General features: G+C 36.6%; 19 protein-coding genes. 6 read left to right on the plus strand and 13 right to left on the minus strand.

All coding sequences use genetic code 11. The annotated features are described in order from the left end of the window. Window positions 1-69: 69 nt before the first annotated feature. Window positions 70-477: a lactoylglutathione lyase gene (gene gloA / locus GTH24_RS08250; protein ID WP_036937247.1), complete on the minus strand. Its 408-nt coding sequence runs from the start codon at window positions 475-477 to the stop codon at window positions 70-72. Window positions 478-659: 182 nt separating this feature from the next. Here gloA and GTH24_RS08255 point away from each other — a divergent pair, with 182 nt between their 5' ends. Then, complete coding sequence (locus tag GTH24_RS08255) at window positions 660-899, plus strand: DUF1289 domain-containing protein (RefSeq protein ID WP_072070285.1); 240 nt, start codon at window positions 660-662, stop codon at window positions 897-899. A 453-nt stretch (window positions 900-1,352) separates the two neighbouring features. Continuing rightward, complete coding sequence (slyA, locus tag GTH24_RS08260) at window positions 1,353-1,781, plus strand: transcriptional regulator SlyA (protein WP_164526217.1); 429 nt, start codon at window positions 1,353-1,355, stop codon at window positions 1,779-1,781. Window positions 1,782-1,957: 176 nt separating this feature from the next. Here slyA and GTH24_RS08265 read toward each other — a convergent pair whose 3' ends face one another. After that, window positions 1,958-2,425 carry a glycine zipper 2TM domain-containing protein gene (locus GTH24_RS08265; RefSeq protein WP_072067947.1) on the minus strand — a complete coding sequence of 156 codons (468 nt, stop codon included), beginning with the start codon at window positions 2,423-2,425 and terminating at the stop codon, window positions 1,958-1,960. Between the two features lie 221 nt (window positions 2,426-2,646). Here GTH24_RS08265 and anmK point away from each other — a divergent pair, with 221 nt between their 5' ends. The 4 genes from anmK to pdxY all read left to right on the plus strand — a co-directional run bounded on the left by anmK (window position 2,647) and on the right by pdxY (window position 6,856). Next, window positions 2,647-3,759, plus strand: coding sequence for an anhydro-N-acetylmuramic acid kinase (gene anmK / locus GTH24_RS08270; protein WP_072067948.1), 1,113 nt, complete (start codon window positions 2,647-2,649; stop codon window positions 3,757-3,759). 45 nt (window positions 3,760-3,804) lie between these two features. Then, window positions 3,805-4,458 carry a pyridoxamine 5'-phosphate oxidase gene (gene pdxH, locus GTH24_RS08275; RefSeq protein WP_164526218.1) on the plus strand — a complete coding sequence of 218 codons (654 nt, stop codon included), beginning with the start codon at window positions 3,805-3,807 and terminating at the stop codon, window positions 4,456-4,458. 132 nt (window positions 4,459-4,590) lie between these two features. After that, complete coding sequence (gene tyrS, locus GTH24_RS08280) at window positions 4,591-5,865, plus strand: tyrosine--tRNA ligase (RefSeq protein ID WP_072067950.1); 1,275 nt, start codon at window positions 4,591-4,593, stop codon at window positions 5,863-5,865. A 121-nt stretch (window positions 5,866-5,986) separates the two neighbouring features. Next, complete coding sequence (gene pdxY / locus GTH24_RS08285) at window positions 5,987-6,856, plus strand: pyridoxal kinase PdxY (protein ID WP_109408709.1); 870 nt, start codon at window positions 5,987-5,989, stop codon at window positions 6,854-6,856. A 107-nt stretch (window positions 6,857-6,963) separates the two neighbouring features. On the opposite strand, the gene GTH24_RS08290 is transcribed toward pdxY, so the two are convergent. The 11 genes from GTH24_RS08290 to pspF form a co-directional block, all read right to left on the minus strand. Then, complete coding sequence (locus GTH24_RS08290; RefSeq protein ID WP_164526219.1) at window positions 6,964-7,455, minus strand: SMI1/KNR4 family protein; 492 nt, start codon at window positions 7,453-7,455, stop codon at window positions 6,964-6,966. A 21-nt stretch (window positions 7,456-7,476) separates the two neighbouring features. After that, window positions 7,477-7,932 carry a hypothetical protein gene (locus GTH24_RS08295; protein WP_072067952.1) on the minus strand — a complete coding sequence of 152 codons (456 nt, stop codon included), beginning with the start codon at window positions 7,930-7,932 and terminating at the stop codon, window positions 7,477-7,479. A 168-nt stretch (window positions 7,933-8,100) separates the two neighbouring features. Then, window positions 8,101-8,712 carry a glutathione transferase GstA gene (gstA, locus tag GTH24_RS08300; protein WP_072067953.1) on the minus strand — a complete coding sequence of 204 codons (612 nt, stop codon included), beginning with the start codon at window positions 8,710-8,712 and terminating at the stop codon, window positions 8,101-8,103. A gap of 217 nt (window positions 8,713-8,929) precedes the next feature. Continuing rightward, window positions 8,930-9,631 (minus strand): DUF3592 domain-containing protein, encoded by a 702-nt coding sequence (locus GTH24_RS08305; protein WP_072067954.1) that lies wholly within the window; start codon window positions 9,629-9,631, stop codon window positions 8,930-8,932. A 304-nt stretch (window positions 9,632-9,935) separates the two neighbouring features. Next, on the minus strand, window positions 9,936-10,724 hold the full coding sequence (fabI, locus tag GTH24_RS08310) for an enoyl-ACP reductase FabI (protein ID WP_072067955.1): 789 nt from the start codon (window positions 10,722-10,724) through the stop codon (window positions 9,936-9,938). 207 nt (window positions 10,725-10,931) lie between these two features. Then, window positions 10,932-11,741: a putrescine export ABC transporter ATP-binding protein SapF gene (gene sapF / locus GTH24_RS08315; RefSeq protein WP_072067956.1), complete on the minus strand. Its 810-nt coding sequence runs from the start codon at window positions 11,739-11,741 to the stop codon at window positions 10,932-10,934. Continuing rightward, window positions 11,731-12,732 (minus strand): putrescine export ABC transporter ATP-binding protein SapD, encoded by a 1,002-nt coding sequence (gene sapD, locus GTH24_RS08320; RefSeq protein WP_072067957.1) that lies wholly within the window; start codon window positions 12,730-12,732, stop codon window positions 11,731-11,733. The genes sapF and sapD overlap by 11 nt, the downstream gene beginning before the upstream one ends. After that, window positions 12,732-13,625 (minus strand): putrescine export ABC transporter permease SapC, encoded by an 894-nt coding sequence (sapC, locus tag GTH24_RS08325; RefSeq protein WP_072067958.1) that lies wholly within the window; start codon window positions 13,623-13,625, stop codon window positions 12,732-12,734. Before sapC ends, sapD begins: the two co-directional genes overlap by 1 nt. Further along, window positions 13,612-14,577: a putrescine export ABC transporter permease SapB gene (gene sapB / locus GTH24_RS08330; protein WP_072067959.1), complete on the minus strand. Its 966-nt coding sequence runs from the start codon at window positions 14,575-14,577 to the stop codon at window positions 13,612-13,614. Before sapB ends, sapC begins: the two co-directional genes overlap by 14 nt. Window positions 14,578-14,580: 3 nt before the next feature. Further along, window positions 14,581-16,266 (minus strand): ABC transporter substrate-binding protein SapA, encoded by a 1,686-nt coding sequence (sapA, locus tag GTH24_RS08335; RefSeq protein WP_072067960.1) that lies wholly within the window; start codon window positions 16,264-16,266, stop codon window positions 14,581-14,583. 293 nt (window positions 16,267-16,559) lie between these two features. Next, the gene (gene pspF / locus GTH24_RS08340; protein WP_072067961.1) at window positions 16,560-17,558 is read right to left on the minus strand and encodes a phage shock protein operon transcriptional activator; all 999 of its coding nucleotides are present in this window, start codon (window positions 17,556-17,558) and stop codon (window positions 16,560-16,562) included. Window positions 17,559-17,728 lie beyond the last annotated feature (170 nt).

Genomic DNA, 17,728 nt, shown 5'->3' on the forward strand with positions numbered 1-17,728 from the left:
AAATATCGGAAATTAATAATAAGCAAGGCCAGAAAGATAAAGAGATTATCTTTCTGGTTTAAATAAAAATCAGTTACCTAGTGCGTGACTTGCACTTTTATTTTCGATGAGTTCGATTTTATACCCATCAGGATCTTCAACAAAAGCAATAATAGTTGAACCACCTTTAACTGGGCCTGCGTCACGGGTAACATTACCGCCAGCTTGACGAATTGCTTCACAGGTTGCTGCAACATCATCAACACCCAGCGCAACATGGCCAAAAGCCGTACCCATTTCATAGCTGTTTACGCCCCAGTTATAGGTTAATTCGATAACCGCACCGGTGCTCTCATCACCATAGCCCACAAAAGCTAACGAGTATTTATATTCCTCATTCTCGCTAGTGCGTAGAAGTTGCATACCTAATACTTTGGTATAAAAATCGATAGAACGTTGTAAATCGCCTACACGAATCATGGTATGAAGTACTCGCATATAAACCTCTCGTGTTTTTTAATGTTAAACCTTACAGATAAACTGATGGCGCAGTACTATAGCGCGTTAAAGCCCTAAAGTTCAATTTTACTACACCCTTAACAGTTCAATCTGTGCATTGTGCAGATAATCTCTCCATTAACTATACTCTATAGTAACAAACAACAGGGGGGGGAAATCAAATGCAAGATCAATTAGAATTTTTTGATATTCCTAGTCCTTGTATTGGATGTTGTGAAATGAATGCTCAAGGTTATTGCATGGGATGCTATCGTAATCGGCAAGAACGATTTAATTGGTCAACAATGAGCGCATTAGATAAAAGAAATGTATTACGCCTTTGTCAGCAACGTTATTTAAGAACATTTAAAAAAGAAGGGGCGACAATAGGAAAAGAAAATGGACAACTTAATTTATTTTAAAATTTCCACTTGTTTTTTAATTTTAAAAAATAAATTTAGAATTGTTTTAATTCATTTTTGTTATTTATTGTAGTTAGTTGGTTTATTATTTTTTCTTTATTAATACAATTATATTGATTAAAAATATTTCTAATGGTTATTTATTTGTAATTGCATGATAACAAAAATATTTTTCTTTGTGGGGATATAAATCGTGAAATAATGATTGTTATTATGTAAAAAAATATAGATTAGTTTTTATAACAAGGTTATTCTTTAAGAACTTTCGTTGTCAGAAAGAAAATAAATTAATAAAGTCTTGAAAATAATTACTTATCTAATAAATAGGAATATAATTATATTAGTTATTAAAGGTAAATATTCTAATTAAAAAGAATAGGTAAATGTTGTATTAAAAATGAATATCTAAACTTTGCAATAAGTTGACTGAAAATGCTAATTAAGGAGAGATAAGTGGAATCAACATTAGGAGCTGATTTGGCGCGTTTAGTTCGATTATGGCGTGCTTTAATTGATCATCGTCTCAAACCATTAAAATTAACTCAAACCCATTGGGTCACTTTGTATAATATTAGCCAATTACCGCCAGAGCAGTCACAAATACAATTGGCTAAAGCTATAGGTATAGAGCAACCTTCTTTAGTAAGAACACTTGATCAACTGGAAGAAAAAAAACTGATATGTAGACATACATGTGCAAATGATCGTAGAGCAAAACGTATAAAATTAACAAACGAATCTGAACCTTTTATTAATGAAGTCTATGCAGTTATAGAGCAAACTAGACGAGAAATATTGGGTGATATTCGACGAGATGAAATTGAAACATTAATTGGTATTATTCAAAAGTTGGAAAAAAACATAAATAGATTAAGCAGCTAATAATTTAAAAATCAATATATAATCTATTTAAATAAAGATTAATTACTATTGTGATAATAATTATTACGTGAGGGTAATAAATAGGTAGGTTATATATTTAATCTCTCTTTAAATTCATTATTATTAGGTCATAAAAAAAACAGGCAACATTAAGTTGCCTGTTTTATATCCATGAACTATCTAGGAGATACAGTTAAATTATTACCATTACCAATAACTGCAACACGTTGGCCTTGACTATAAACAGTATTATCTGCTTTTTGAACGATAGCCACGGTTTTACCGCTGTCTAGACGAACTTCAATTTGAACACCCTTGGTTGTATTTAATGCACCTTGTGCTTGTTGTCCTGCCATACCACCTGCGATTGCACCAGCTGCTGTTGCAAGGTTGCGACCTGTGCCACCACCAATAGTGTTACCTAACATTCCGCCAAGAACAGCACCACCAACGGCACCTAAGATGTTCTCATCACTGCCGGCTTGGATATTAACTGCACGAACAGAAACAATCGTACCATAAGTAATATTTTGCGCTTGTTTGGCTTGGCTTGCGGTGTAAGTGTCGCCCGATAATGAACTTGTGTTCACACAACCAGTAAGAACGGTCATTGTAAAAAGACCAATAAGTAAATGCTTAAACATAGTTACTCCTAAAGAAAACCTGATGTACATTGTTCAGGTTATACCAATGTTATCTAGTATCAGTTATAGACTATTTTTTACTTATGTCGACACTGATTTTAATAATATATAGCTTACTATATAGTAAAGGCCGATAGTAAAAACAGAAGAGATTTCTGAAAAAAGAGAATATAACATTATATGTTAAAAATTTGCATCATCTTGATTATAAGGAAAAGAACATGAGAGCAGGGCGATACATTGGCGTGATGTCTGGCACAAGCTTAGATGGTGTTGATGTTGTATTAGCTGCAATCAATAATAAGTTCGTTGCACAACAAGAAACTCATTTTTTACCTTACCCTCAACTTCTACGTCAACGTATTTTAGCTGTTTGCCAAGGACAACCCACTACTCTACATGAGCTAGGCTTATTAGACGCGCAATTAGGGGAGCTATATGCTCAAGCAATTATAGAGTTACTGGCAAAAGTAAAACTTAGTGCAAGCGATATTACGGCGATAGGGTGTCATGGACAAACGGTCTGGCATGAACCTGAAAGTAATATGCCATTTACTATGCAAATCGGTGACAATAATCGTGTAGCTGCATTGACAGGGATCACCACTGTCGGTGATTTCCGTCGTCGTGATATAGCATATGGTGGGCAAGGCGCGCCTTTAGTGCCTGCTTTTCACCTTGCAGTATTAGGACATTCTATCGAGAGACGTATTATTCTAAATATTGGGGGAATTGCCAATATTTCATTACTATTGCCTGGTGTCGCAGTAAAAGGCTATGACACTGGCCCTGGCAATATGTTGTTAGATAGCTGGAACTGGATACATAACCAAACGCCTTATGATGATAATGGGCAATGGGCAGCAACCGGGAAAGTAAATGCTGCATTATTAAAAGACATGCTGTCTGATCCTTATTTTTCTCGTTCAGCACCTAAAAGTACAGGACGAGAATATTTCAATACACAATGGTTAAACTATCATTTAGAAAGAGTACCTAATGTCTTCCCTGAAGATGTACAAGCTACTTTAGTTGAATTAACCGTTATCAGTATTGTGCAACAAATACAATTAAGCGGGGGATGTGAACGCCTTTTAGTTTGTGGCGGAGGCGCTAGAAATGGGCAAATCATGCATCGTTTGGCTTCATTGTTACCAGGTACAGAAGTGGCTGCTACAGATAAATATGGTTTAAGTGGTGATGATATGGAGGCTCTTGCATTTGCTTGGCTCGCAGCTAGAACTATTGCCAATGAATCAGGAAATTTACCTTCTGTCACAGGGGCATCAAGAGAAACTGTTTTAGGGGCGATTTACCCTACAAATCCTCGTTAAGCGTGATATGCTGAACGCAGTTTCTCAAAAGAGAGAGTGTGAAAAATGACAGATCTTGATTTTATTGATGTTGCCGATTTACGCCGTGAATATATGAACGGTGGATTACGACGTCATGAATTAACTGAACAGCCATTGGTGTTGTTTGAGAAATGGTTAAAACAAGCTTGTGAAGCGCGTTTAAGTGATCCTACAGCAATGTGTGTTGCAACTGTTGATGAAAATGGACAACCTTATCAGCGTATCGTGTTATTAAAGCACTTTGATGAACATGGCTTAGTTTTTTACACCAACTTGGGGAGTCGTAAAGCGAGTCATTTAGAACATAACCAAAGAGTGAGTTTGTTATTTCCTTGGTATCCCTTAGAAAGACAAGTCTGTTTTTTAGGGAAGGCAGAAAAGCTTTCGCCTATTGAAGTTCTGAAATACTTCCATAGTCGCCCTAAAGATAGTCAAATTGCAGCTTGGGCTTCTCAACAGTCTTCTCGTATTTCCGCAAGAGGCGTGTTAGAAAGTAAATTTTTGGAATTAAAACAGAAATTCCAAAATGGAGAAGTCCCATTACCAAGCTTCTGGGGTGGATATCGTGTGACATTTGAATCTGTTGAATTTTGGCAAGGACGAGAAAATCGTCTACACGATCGCTTTATCTACCAAAAATCACCACAAGGATGGGATATTGAGCGATTAGCACCTTAATAGTGCGTTAATAAATTTTCCTCAAAAAGCCTTTTTCTACTGGTACTTAACGTAGTGGCGCTTTATGCTATACCACTTGTGTTTCACTTATATTTTAAATAGACAAAAAACAATAAACCGATGGAGTCATTGATGTCTAGCAAGAACCTAATCACACAATTGCAGGAGCGTGGGCTAATCGCTCAGGTCACGGATGAGGCAGCTTTAGTAGAGCGTTTGGAGCAAGGTCCTATCGCTCTCTATTGTGGCTTCGATCCTACCGCTGATAGCCTGCACTTGGGGCATTTGGTTCCTTTGCTGTGTTTAAAACGATTCCAACTAGCCGGGCATAAGCCTGTGGCGTTGGTGGGTGGTGCAACGGGTCTGATTGGTGATCCTAGTTTTAAAGCCACCGAGCGCAAACTGAATACCCAAGATACTGTTCACGAATGGGTAGAAAAAATTCGTAAACAAGTGTCACCTTTCTTAGATTTCGACAGTGGTGAAAACAGTGCGGAATTAGCAAACAACTATGACTGGTTTGGTCAAATGGATGTGCTGACATTCCTGCGTGATATCGGTAAACACTTCTCTGTGAACCAAATGATCAACAAAGAAGCGGTTAAACAACGTTTAAACCGCGACGATGTGGGTATCTCTTTTACTGAATTCGCCTATAACCTATTACAAGCTTATGACTTCGCGTCATTAAATACGCATTTAGGTGTTGAATTACAAATCGGTGGCTCTGATCAGTGGGGTAATATCACTTCAGGTATCGATTTAACCCGTCGTTTCAATCAGAAACAAGTATTTGGTATGACTGTACCATTAATTACTAAATCTGACGGAACTAAATTCGGTAAGACAGAAGGCGGTGCGGTTTGGTTAGATCCTAAGAAAACAAGCCCATACAAATTCTATCAGTTCTGGATCAATACAGCAGATGCTGACGTTTATCGCTTCTTAAAATTCTTCACCTTTATGAGTATTGAAGAAATTAATGCACTTGAAGAAGAAGATAAAAATAGCGGTCAAGCGCCTCGTGCTCAACGTGTATTAGCAGAACTAGTTACTGGTTTAGTTCATGGTGAAGAGGGGTTAGTCGCCGCTAAACGTATTACAGAAAGCTTATTCTCTGGTGCAATTGCAGATTTAACACAAGCTGATCTTGAACAATTAGCACAAGACGGCATGCCTACAATTGAGTTAGAAAAAGGCAGTGATTTGCAACAAGCGCTAGTTAACGCAGAATTAGTTCCTTCTCGTGGTCAGGCTCGTACAATGATTGGCTCTAACGCCGTTTCAATTAATGGCGAAAAACAAGACAATCCTGAATACGTTTTTGAAGAAAAAGATTTCTTATTTGGTCATTATTCTATTTTACGTCGCGGTAAAAAACACTACTGCCTTGTTATCTGGAAATAATTGACAGTAAAGGGCAGCCAGTGAGTTGCCCTTTTTCTTAATAACAATAAATAACGTATATACCTCGCCTATGATGATAAAGCTTGGGTGTTGTGTGTATTCACAATAATCGGTTTATGTCATGAAAAATATACTCTCTATTCAATCTCATGTTGTTTTCGGTCACGCGGGTAACAGTGCTTCTGAGTTTCCAATGCGTCGTATGGGTGTGAACGTTTGGCCTTTAAACACAGTGCAATTTTCAAACCACACACAATATCCAGAAAAATGGACTGGCTGCGTCATGTCAGCAGAACATATTACTGAGATTGTTGATGGTATTGCCGCAATCGGCAAGCTCTCACAATGTGATGCTGTACTAAGTGGTTATTTAGGATCGGCTGAACAAGGTTTGCGCATTGTTGATATCGTTAAAAAAGTAAAACAAGCCAATCCTAATGCATGGTATTTTTGTGATCCAGTGATGGGACATCCTGAAAAAGGTTGTATTGTTCCTCCTGCTGTTTCAGGTGTGCTGTGTGAAGAGGCTTTACCAATTAGCGATATTATTGCACCTAATCTTTTAGAGCTTGAAACATTAAGTGGTGGTAAAGCTCTTCACAACGTTGATGAATGCGTAAACGCTGCTCGTGAATTGTGTAAACAAGGCCCTAAGATTGTATTAGTAAAACACTTATCACGTGCTGGATATCGTCATGATCGTTTTGAAATGCTGTTAGTAACCGCAGAACATAGTTGGCATGTTAGTCGGCCATTAGTTGATTTTGGTGAGCGTCAACCTGTAGGAGTCGGTGATTTAACCAGTGGTTTAATGCTGGTGGATTTACTCAAAGGGGTTGAGTTACAAACTGCACTAGAACACGTTGCCGCGGCAGTTTATGAAGTGATGCTTAAAACGAAAGAAATGAATGAGTACGAATTGCAACTCGTTGCTGCACAAGATCAAATGGTACATCCAACACATAGATTCTGCGCAACACAGATAGATTAATTGCAATAAAGCGTATTTAATTAAAACAAGAACGGAGGCTTAATAGTTTCCGTTTTTCTAGGAGTCCTGTTGTAAGATATCGATAGATTATACAAACAACAATAATATTATAAAGCATCTATCTCATCTTCACTCATTAGGTTATTGATAAAAATATCAAATGAAGGAGCTAAATAAAGTTGAGCATTTTTATAGTTTTCTTCAAGAGTTAGTTCATCATTAAAGAGATCTACCGCATAAAATAGCACACTATTATCATCTTGATTAATACAGAAAAAATTCCCACCCCAATCAATAGCAAAAGGGATGATGTTTTGAGGAATAACTTTTTTTTCAATCATATAATAATAACAATTATCAATTAATGAAGTACTGCTATCTAAAATTAAGTTATAGTGTTTTATGGATTTAAACTTTGCAATTTCAAGAGGTTCAATATCATCATTGATATAATACCAGCTCTTTAAAGGGATCCCCCCATTAAATTGTAGGTAATGTTCAATAAAGTCATTAGTAAATTTATATTTAAAATTATTCTCTAGTTGTTCTATTTCAAACAAAGAAATGTTTTTTTCGCAGTTATTGAAATTATTATTCATTTCATTTCCTTTATTTTTATATTAATTATTTTTTAGTAATTTTTCTATATTTTTAAAATCGATAGCATAATCATTAAGAATAATACCTTTAAATGTTGTCAATTTATTAAAAAAGCTTTGTGCATGTAATGCCATTGTTCTTATAAGTAGATCTTTTTTAATAAAAGATTTTCGTGATTCATTGGCATTGATGGTAATGAGCACATTTTCATTGATAGGTTGAAAATTCATTTCAATAGGTTGGTCGGGGAAATTTATTTTAGCCTCTTGATTTTTATTTATTTTAACTAAAGCTTCAATCAGGTAACTCCATAATTGGTCAACATAATCCCACATTTCTATATCAATTACTTTGATATTATAAATAGATAATTCTATGGCGCCTTCAATATAGAAAGTATCTTTTAATAAGCCATTATAGTCATTGATATTAATAAAATTATCTTTTATTTTTAAGTAAGTAGAAACGTTGATCATGTAATATCCTATTATTCTAGTAAAGTAATTTCCCTGAGTAATTTTTAAATATAGATATGAAAGTATATTACTTTAGACAACAATATCTGTTATATGTAGATATACTTAAAAAATAATAGCTCAAGTAAATTGAGAACACTTGAGCTATTTAAATTCAAAAATCAAAAGTTACTCTTTAATGAGTCCTTCAGTGACTAATGCACTATGCACATTAGGGCGTTGTGCAATACGTTTTAAGTAATCTTGTAGATGTGTTAGATCAGTTAAATCTAAGCCAACATGTGGTGCCCATTGGCTTAATGTAAATAGATAAGCATCAATAACAGTAAAATACTCACCATATGCAAATTTATGTTTGCTTAAGACATCATTGATATAAGCAAATTTACTTTTGAGTTTGGTTTTAACCACAGGTAGGTAGCTTTCAGGTGTATCTGGTGAAAATAATGGGCTATAGCCTTTATGAACTTCACTCGCAAGAAAGTTTAACCACTCTATTTGGTGATAACGTTCTAATGTTTTTGCTGGCGCAATTAAATTTCTGTCTGGTTTTAAGTCTGCAAGGTATTGAATAATAGCAACGCCTTCAGTCAGAATATCACCATTATCTAATTGAAGAACAGGAACCTGCCCTTTAGGGTTGATGGTTAGAAAATCTTTACCTGACTCTGTTTTTTTAGCACGTAAATCGATGCGCTCAATAGAGAAATCTAGACCCGTTTCACGTAAAACGATATGAGGGGAAAGTGAGCAACTACCCGGTGTGTAGTACAATTTCATATTGAATAGCTCCCTATCAATGAGATGGTGATAATGACTTACAGATATCAAAAAATATCTTCATTAACATAAGATAATAAGGTGTTCTAAGAAATTAGCAAACTCAAATGATGCAAATGAAAAAGGCTTTTGTAAATCTGTGAACAAGACAGATAATTGATGAAATTATAAGAAAATAAGTATTCTTTATATTAATTATATATAGACCATTTAATTGTCACTCTTCAAATGAAGGCAGAAAAGAAATATCAAGGTAATAAATCTTGGGGTTTTTCTTATCGACATAGACTGTAACCAGCTCTTTATTAATATAAGGCGTGGGATCAAAAAAGATATAACCACTTTTATAACGAATTAAACGATTGTTTAATGTGTCATGATAATCTGCAATGATTTGATAAGGAGAACGGCGATTAATTCGAATATTATTATTAATAATAACCTCAGATATTTTCACATTAATAGGCATGCCATCACGTTTTAATCGTTGATCTCTATTGTCTCTTCTTCTTATAAAATACAAAGGGATAAGACCCGTTGAGGCAAATGCTAAACTAAAAATACCTAATATAGTGCCCGCACCATATAAACCTAAAAAGTTGTTAATTGTTGCTCTTTGAGGATCATTTTGAAGATAAATAACGCTGATCTTTTCACCAAGATGGAAACGAGGTGGGTTACTACCTTCTAGTGAACGAAAAGTAATTTCTCTATTATCATTAGTAGTAAATTGAATAATAGGGTGATAAACACTTCTTTCACTAGAGGACTTACTCATATTTTGATCAATAACAACACCTGTTGTTTCTATTCCGTTTCTTACTAAATGTAATTCTGATTTAATAACAAATAAAGCGATGATAAAAATAATTACGCCAATAATGGCAAAAATATAAAATAGGAATTTAAATTTCTTCATACATTAAATCCTTTTATTAATATGTGATTATTTTATCTGTAATGAGTGAAAAGATTATAGGAATTAACTAAAAAATAAAAGTTAAATTTAGCTAAAAAGTAATTGCTCTAAATATGAAGTTCAAAAAGAGTGAAAACAAGATGAAATATGGATGTTTATCAACAAAAAAGCAAAATAATTAAACATAAAAAAAACTTAAAAAATCTAACAGGATGGATGAAATGAAGATACGCAGGAATGTTATTTTCATAAAAAAGCCAGCCTTAATGATTTTAGGCTGGCTTTTGTTATTCAGACAATAGAATTATTTTAGTTCTAATTCATTCATTGCTGCGATGCTAAAGCCACCATCAACGTGGATGATTTCACCAGTAATACCACCTGATAAGTCAGAGCATAGGAATGCTGCTGTATTACCTACATCTTCGGTTGTTACAGTGCGACGCAGAGGGGTTACTGATTCGCAGTGACTTAACATTTTACGGAAGTCTTTGATACCAGACGCTGCTAATGTACGGATTGGGCCAGCAGAGATACCGTTAACACGAATACCTTCAGGACCCATGGCGTTTGCCATATAACGTACGTTAGCTTCTAAAGATGCTTTAGCCAGACCCATAACGTTATAGTTAGGGATTGCACGTTCAGCACCTAAATAAGTCAGAGTTAACAGTGCAGAGTTTGGATTTAGCATTTCACGACTTGCTTTTGCCATCGCAACAAAGCTGTATGCGCTAATATCGTGAGCAATTTTAAAACCTTCACGAGTAACAGCGTTAACATAGTCACCATCTAATTGGTCAGCAGGCGCAAAACCGATAGAGTGAACAAAACCATCGTATTTTGGCCAAACTTTTGCAAGTTCTGCATACATGGTATCGATGCTTTCGTCTTTTGACACATCACACTCTAATACGATATTTGAGTCTAATGATGCTGCAAATTCTTCAACGCGTGGTTTCAGTTTTTCATTTTGGTAAGTAAATGCAAGTTCTGCACCTTGGTCACGCATAGCTTTGGCAATACCATAAGCAATTGATAATTTACTAGCAACACCAGTAATAAGAATGCGTTTGCCGGTCATAAAGCCCATAGCTGTATCCTTGTTTTTTCGTAAATCGCGATAATAACATCATTCACAGTTTTATTTATCTGTTGGGTTATCACGCTTATTGTTAATAAACGTGGCTGATTCTACCACGACATTTGTAAATTTGTTTAATTTCCCTAGCACCTCCGAGGAGTTAGGGAAAAAGGGTGAAATAATGTGCAATTAACATTAGACCTATATTATTTATACTTAAGTTAAATCTTGACGCCAAGCTTCGGCTGTTAAGGCTTCACCAAAATGGCTTGCAACCAATCTTCGTGTGACTTCATGCAAAGGTGAAGCAAGAACTTCAGCTGTATTACCGCGTTCAACAACTTCACCATTATCCATCACAATAATCTTATCGCTAATATGTTTAGTCATACCTAAGTTTTGTGTTACATAAATATAGGCAATATCATGAGTTTCTTGCAGTTCTAACATCAAGTTTATAATTTGTGATCGTAAAGACATATCCAATGATGCGATAGCCTCATCAGCAATAATCACTTGAGGTTGTAAAATTAATGCTCTTGCGAGCGCAATACGTTGGCGCTGACCTGATGCAAACATATGGGGATAATAATTGGCATGTTCAGGCAAAAGACCTACTTGGCGTAATGTCTGATAAATGCGCTTTTCACGTTCAATAGCACTCAGATCCGTATTAAGACGCAAAGGAATATCTAATGTTTGACCGATACGCTGGCGTGGATTTAATGAGTTAGTGGGATCTTGGAATATCATTCTAATGCGTTGACTACGATAAGGATAATCACCGAAATGGAGCTGATGCCCATTAATAAAAATATCCCCGCCTGTAGGCTCAGTTACACCTGATAACATTCTTGCTAATGTAGATTTTCCTGAACCATTAGCACCAATAATGGCTAAGGTTTGTTTGGGTTCAAGTGTAAAACTAACTGGTTTTACAGCTTCTAATTGCTGACGCCGAAATAACCCAGTGCGATAGCGAAAGGTTTTTGAAAGATTTTTTACCTCAAGCAATTTATCGAACATCAGTTGGCTCCACATTTAACGGGAAATGACAAGCCACGGCATGGTTTTTAAATAAACGTAACCGAGGGGCTTCAATACATTGACGTTGTGCATATGGGCAACGAGGGCCTAAACGACAACCGACGGGCAAATGTTCAAGCGAAGGGATTGCTCCAGGTAATGTATTTAAACGGCTCTTATGTGCCAATGAGTTGGTAAAATCAGGAATAGAGCGTATTAATGCTTGAGTATAAGGATGATAAGGCGTCACTAATAGTTCATCGGGAGAGGCAGTTTCAACCATTTGACCACAATACATCACTGTAATTTTATTCGCCAATTTACTCATCCATTGCAAATCATGGCTAATCAAAAGAATTGTCATATTATTATTTTGATTGAGTCGAGTAAGTAAACGAAATATTTGTGTTTGTGTTGCGGGTTCCATTGCGTTAGTTGGTTCATCCGCAATCAGTAATCGAGGCTGATTAGCAATGGCGATGGCTATCATCACTTTTTGGCATTCACCTTCTGTTAATTCATAAGGGTAACTGCGCATAATATCTTTGTGATCTTTAATACCTACACGGTGCAATAATTCAATTGCACGACGTCTTCGCCAATGAAAGCGTTGCCACCAATGGCCTTTAAATGTCCAGCCTGGGATAGCTTGTATCAACTGCTGCTCAATTTTTGTTGCAGGATCAAGACAAGATTGCGGCTCTTGGAAAATCATTGAGATATTATGACCAATAACACGACGTCGCGCTCTTGGTGATAATTTAAGTAAATCAATATCATCAAATCGGAAACGATCAGCGGTTACGTTAATATTATCTTTAGTAACGCCACAGATGGCTTTTGCAATTAAGCTTTTACCTGATCCTGATTCACCGACAAGACCCCTGACTTCACCTTCATTTAGGGTGATAGAAACACGATCGACGGCTTTAACTGGCCCATCAGGTGTCATAAATTCAATGGTTAAATTGCGTATATCTAATAAAGGCATTATTCAACTCCCTCATTTATTGCACGCTGTAAACCATCTCCTAATAGGTTCACCAATAAAACGCTGATCATAATTGTGGCGCCCGGAATCAAGACAGTCCATGGGGCGACATAAATTAACTCAAGTGAATCACCCAGCATGGCACCCCATTCAGGAGAAGGAAGCTGAGCGCCTAAATTGAGGAAACCCAATGCGGTAATATCAAGAATAGCGATTGAAAAAGCACGCGTTAATTCAGAGACCAATACAGGGGTAATATTGGGTAATACGGTATACCATAAAATGGAAATATTAGATGCGCCATCAAGTCGAGAAGCAATGACATACTCTTTGTTTAATTCATCATTGACCGCAGAATAGATCATTCTGACTAAGCGAGGTAGCAATGCTAGCCAAATCGCTATCATGGCATGACCAAGGCTTGTGCCCACAAAAGCCACAACAATAATGGCCAGAAGTAGTGATGGAATTGATAATAAGGTATCTAATATATGGTTAAGAATGGCGGATTTTAAACCATGAGTCATCCCCGCAAAGCAACCAATAATCAAACCCATTAATGTCGCAGCAAAAGTGACAATAAATGCACCACCAAAGGTCATGCTTGTCCCAATTAAAATTCGACTAAAAACATCTCGGCCTAAGTCATCTGTACCAAAAAAGTAAGAAACGTTCCCGTTTTGATACCAAGATGGTGGCGTTAATTGATGACCGAAAAACTGTTGATCAAGAGCATAAGGCGCAATATAAGGGCCAATTACACTCAATACTAAGAGAAAAAGAACACCATAAAACCCTACCATTGAGATAACGTCTTTAGAAAAACATTGCCAAATCACCGCTGCGGGTGTCGGTGTTTTTTTCTCTTTATAAAACTGGCTATCTAAAGGCATATCCCACCTTGTGTTTCATTGGGTTACTCATAGCGCCTACAATATCTGACAAGACGTTGACAACAATGACCATTGAACCTACTAACATCACTCCTGCGGAAATCGCAGAGTAATCTTGTTGGCGGATTGCTGTGACTAACCAGCGACCGAGTCCCGGCCAGTTAAATACGATTTCAGTCACCATGGTAAGTGTAAGCATGGTAGAGAACTGCAAGCCTAATTTAGGGATGATAGGGGGTAAAGCATTATGAAGAATATGGCGACGAATAATAGTAAAACGTGAGAGACCTCGAGTTGCGGCTGCCTTCACGTAGTTCTCTGACATAATTTCTTCCGTACTATTGCGCATTAATCGAATAACTTCCGTTGTAGGTGCAATAGCAAGTGTTGTTACAGGTAAAATCAGGTGTTGTAACACATTAATAATCATTTGCTGGCGATAAGGTGAAGTAGATAACCAAGCATCAACTAATGCAATGCCTGTAATAGGCTGTAAGTTATAAAGTAAATCAATACGACCAGAAACAGGAAGCCAACCCAGTTTTAATGAGAAGAACAGTGTTAATAACAAAGCGAGTCCAAAAACAGGCACAGAAAAACCTAAGAGCGCAAAGTTACTGATAATAATATCAGCAGATTTATTACGCCAAACACCAGCAATGATCCCTGCGGGAATACCCACAATTAAGGCAAAAAGAAAGGCTAAGGTACAAAGCTCCATTGTTGCTGGCAATGCTTCAATTAATTGCGCTTTTATAGGTTCTCCATTAATAGAGGAAATACCAAAATCAAAATGAATCATATTGTGAGCATAGAAAAAGTAGGCATCTATTAGTGATGCACCACTTAATGGACCATTTGGCGTGTAATAGCTCAGGCTAAAGCTCACGAGTGACAAAAAGAACAGTGTCACAAGCAATAAAAGCAATCTACGTATTGAATAAATAATCATGGATTATTTTATAGCCTCTTTCTTGTGATTTTGTTCATCCACTTCTGCTTCTCGATAAACACCAGCAAAAGACGCATTACCGAAGGTACTTAATAGTAATCCTTTAATATCATAACGATATGCTTGCATACGTAAAGAATTAGCTAAAGGCAATACAGGTAGTTCTTGAGCGAGAATATCTTGTGCTTGATGATAATAATCCATTCTTGAAGCAAGTTGCTGACTATAAAGCGCTTTTTTTAAAATATCATCAAAACTCGGTAGGCACCAATGACTAAGGTTAGTCTGTGAAGCAATGGCTGCACAACTAAATAGAGGACGGAAAAAACTATCAGGATCGTTACTGTCTGTTGACCAGCCAGATAACGTCATATCATGAGTCCTATCCATCATACTGGTTTCTTGGTATCGCCCTTCAATTGGGCGAATATTCATTTGAATGCCCACTTGAGCTAAGTCTGCCTGAATGAGCTCAGCCATTTTCAATGGGCTTGGGTTGTAAGATTGTGATGCGCTGGGAACCCAAAGGTTCAATTTAAGCCCATCAAGCCCTAGTTCTTTTAGTATTTGTTTCGATTTCTCAGGATTGTACTCTGTGATTTTTGCGCGATTATCATAAGCCCAAGATGCACGAGGAAGTACCGATGCGGCTGTTTCAGCAGTACCATAATAAATCGATTCCATTAAACGTTCATTATTTATGGCATAAGCAATAGCTTGGCGTACTTTCAGATCATTGAGTGGAGGCTTACTAGTATTAAAGGCTAAATAAGCAATATTCATACCTGAGCGTAATGTTAATCTTAACCGAGGATCATCACGTAAAACTTTTAATTGGCTAGCCGCTGGATAGGCTAAAACATCACATTCACCCGTTAATAGTTTAGATATGCGGCCTGTACCTCCAGCGCCCATATCAATAACAACTTGTTGCATTTTAGGCTGACCTTTCCAATAGTTTTCATTTCTGAATAAGCGAACAAATTGGCCTGGTTGATATTCATCAAGAAAGAAAGGGCCAGTACCTACTGGTTTCCAATCAAGCTGTGTCTGGTTACCTGATTTTTCTAAGCTTTGTGCGTATTCAGCGGAAAGGATAGGGGCGTAATGTGTTGCTAAATGCCATAAAAAAGAGGCGTCAGGCTCTTTTAAACTAAACTCGACTGTGTATTGACCCAATTTTTTAATTGATTGGATATTGTCGGCAAAACTTAAGCTATCAAAATAGGGATATTTCCCACCATTGACTTGATTATAAGGATTTTGTGGGTTGATCATCCGTTCAAAACTAAAAATTACATCATCTGCTGTGAGTTTTCGCGCAGGTGTAAACCACGATGTTTGCTGAAACGAGATATTTTTACGTAAATAAAAGCGGTATGTTGCGCCATTATCTAGCGATTCCCAGCGTGCTGCTATTTCAGGAATAAGACGATAAGTATAAGGGTCAACATCTAAAAGGCGATCATAAAGTTGCGCCGCAAGGGGATCGATAATTAATCCACTGCTTGATAATTGTGGATTAAAGGTATTCACACTGCCATCAACACAATAAACAAAGCCATTTTGATTAATAGGAGTTGGCTCTTGTTTTATCGATAACGCTTGTGTTTTTGGTGCTACATCTGCGATACAAGTAGCACTTGTTAGGCTAACTAGCAGAGTACCAATAAGTAAAATAGGGCGCATAATAATGTCTTTTAGAGAAACGATTTTGCTATTGTAACTTAAAAAACTTTCTATCCCCAAATAGTCAAAAAAACAAAGTGAGAAAAATTCTCAACAAAAAGCTTTACAAATGCTAATGATAAAGATTATCATCCGTATTGTCCTTCGGCGGTAAGAGGTTTTCCGCAGAAGGTACGACATTGCTCACATTGCTTCCAGTATTTTTTACTAGCCAGCTCGGGTGCTGGCTTTTTTTTTGCCTATTTTTTAAAAAAACACTTCTTGATAAATAAAAATCATTATTAATCATTATGTTATGTTGTTATTTGGTGCTTTTTAATCAATCCTCTAAATTGATCGTAGCTTAACTTCAGTTTCTCAGCAGCTTCTTTTTGATTATATAAACTCTCTTTCAATGCATTGCTAACTAATATTTTTTCCATTTCATTTTGCCATTGTCGCAAATCAAGAGGTAAATCTGGTGGCGAAAAAGACGAAATCTTTTTTTCTAAAGGTGATTGTTTTGATATTGCGGTTTGCAAGCCTGCAAAAGGATTAATAATAATATTGTCTAATTCTCTATCACTGGTTCCATGGCGATAAACCGAACGCTCCACAACATTTTTTAGCTCACGGATATTACCAGGCCATGAATAGCCTAAAAGAATTTGGCATGCGTTATCACTAAAACCAGGAAAAAAAGGTAATCCCAGTTCTTGGCACATTGAAATCGCGAAGTTTTCAGCAAGTAACATAATATCTGCTTGTCGTTCCCTCAACGGAGGCAACCTGATGACATCAAAAGCTAATCTATCCAGTAAATCAGCACGAAATTTACCTTCTTCAGCCATTGCAGGTAAATCTGCATTTGTAGCGCAGATAAGCCTAACATCCACATGCAAAGATTGGCTGCCACCAACACGCTCTAAATGACCATATTCAATAACTCGCAATAATTTTTCTTGTACAAGCATTGGTGCTGTTGCAAGTTCATCAAGAAAAAGAGAGCCACCATCAGCACGTTCAAAACGCCCTTGATGACGATTTTTAGCGCCAGTGAAAGCACCCGCTTCATGACCAAAAAGTTCAGAATCGAGTAAGTTATCATTAAGTGCAGAGCAGTTGATGGAAATAAAAGGGCCTTGCCACCAAGGCGCAAGGTAGTGTAATCGGTGAGCGATTAACTCTTTACCTGTGCCTCGTTCACCAATAATTAATACCGGTTTTTTTAATTGAGCAAGCGCTGAAGTTTGTTCTAAAACATCAATAAATTGACTATCAACACCGATTATTGTCTCTAAATTCTCATTCATTGGTTAAATTCACCATAGTGAGGTATTTTTCACCAGTTTATCAGGTGTTCGAAAAATAGGCGAACAATATAAATTACCTATTATTAATAGGTTAAGTGAATTTTAAAAGTTGGCACGTTAATTGTATTAACTAAAGTAAGCCGAGCGTTATGATAGATGACGCCATTTAA

The sequence above is a fragment of the Proteus vulgaris genome (assembly GCF_011045815.1).
GTDB lineage: Bacteria > Pseudomonadota > Gammaproteobacteria > Enterobacterales > Enterobacteriaceae > Proteus > Proteus vulgaris_B.

What these genes read in the sequence shown, in the direction of transcription:
- GTH24_RS08265 (WP_072067947.1), bottom strand. Translation starts at nt 2,425, where the DNA reads ATGTTTAAGCATTTACTTATTGGTCTTTTTACAATGACCGTTCTTACT.
- pspF (WP_072067961.1), bottom strand. Translation starts at nt 17,558, where the DNA reads ATGAATGAGAATTTAGAGACAATAATCGGTGTTGATAGTCAATTTATT.
- sapC (WP_072067958.1), bottom strand. Translation starts at nt 13,625, where the DNA reads ATGCCTTTAGATAGCCAGTTTTATAAAGAGAAAAAAACACCGACACCC.
- gloA (WP_036937247.1), bottom strand. Translation starts at nt 477, where the DNA reads ATGCGAGTACTTCATACCATGATTCGTGTAGGCGATTTACAACGTTCT.
- pdxH (WP_164526218.1), top strand. Translation starts at nt 3,805, where the DNA reads ATGACAGATCTTGATTTTATTGATGTTGCCGATTTACGCCGTGAATAT.
- anmK (WP_072067948.1), top strand. Translation starts at nt 2,647, where the DNA reads ATGAGAGCAGGGCGATACATTGGCGTGATGTCTGGCACAAGCTTAGAT.
- pdxY (WP_109408709.1), top strand. Translation starts at nt 5,987, where the DNA reads ATGAAAAATATACTCTCTATTCAATCTCATGTTGTTTTCGGTCACGCG.
- sapF (WP_072067956.1), bottom strand. Translation starts at nt 11,741, where the DNA reads ATGTTCGATAAATTGCTTGAGGTAAAAAATCTTTCAAAAACCTTTCGC.
- GTH24_RS08295 (WP_072067952.1), bottom strand. Translation starts at nt 7,932, where the DNA reads ATGATCAACGTTTCTACTTACTTAAAAATAAAAGATAATTTTATTAAT.
- tyrS (WP_072067950.1), top strand. Translation starts at nt 4,591, where the DNA reads ATGTCTAGCAAGAACCTAATCACACAATTGCAGGAGCGTGGGCTAATC.
- GTH24_RS08255 (WP_072070285.1), top strand. Translation starts at nt 660, where the DNA reads ATGCAAGATCAATTAGAATTTTTTGATATTCCTAGTCCTTGTATTGGA.
- gstA (WP_072067953.1), bottom strand. Translation starts at nt 8,712, where the DNA reads ATGAAATTGTACTACACACCGGGTAGTTGCTCACTTTCCCCTCATATC.
- sapB (WP_072067959.1), bottom strand. Translation starts at nt 14,577, where the DNA reads ATGATTATTTATTCAATACGTAGATTGCTTTTATTGCTTGTGACACTG.
- fabI (WP_072067955.1), bottom strand. Translation starts at nt 10,724, where the DNA reads ATGGGCTTTATGACCGGCAAACGCATTCTTATTACTGGTGTTGCTAGT.
- sapD (WP_072067957.1), bottom strand. Translation starts at nt 12,732, where the DNA reads ATGCCTTTATTAGATATACGCAATTTAACCATTGAATTTATGACACCT.
- GTH24_RS08305 (WP_072067954.1), bottom strand. Translation starts at nt 9,631, where the DNA reads ATGAAGAAATTTAAATTCCTATTTTATATTTTTGCCATTATTGGCGTA.
- GTH24_RS08290 (WP_164526219.1), bottom strand. Translation starts at nt 7,455, where the DNA reads ATGAATAATAATTTCAATAACTGCGAAAAAAACATTTCTTTGTTTGAA.
- sapA (WP_072067960.1), bottom strand. Translation starts at nt 16,266, where the DNA reads ATGCGCCCTATTTTACTTATTGGTACTCTGCTAGTTAGCCTAACAAGT.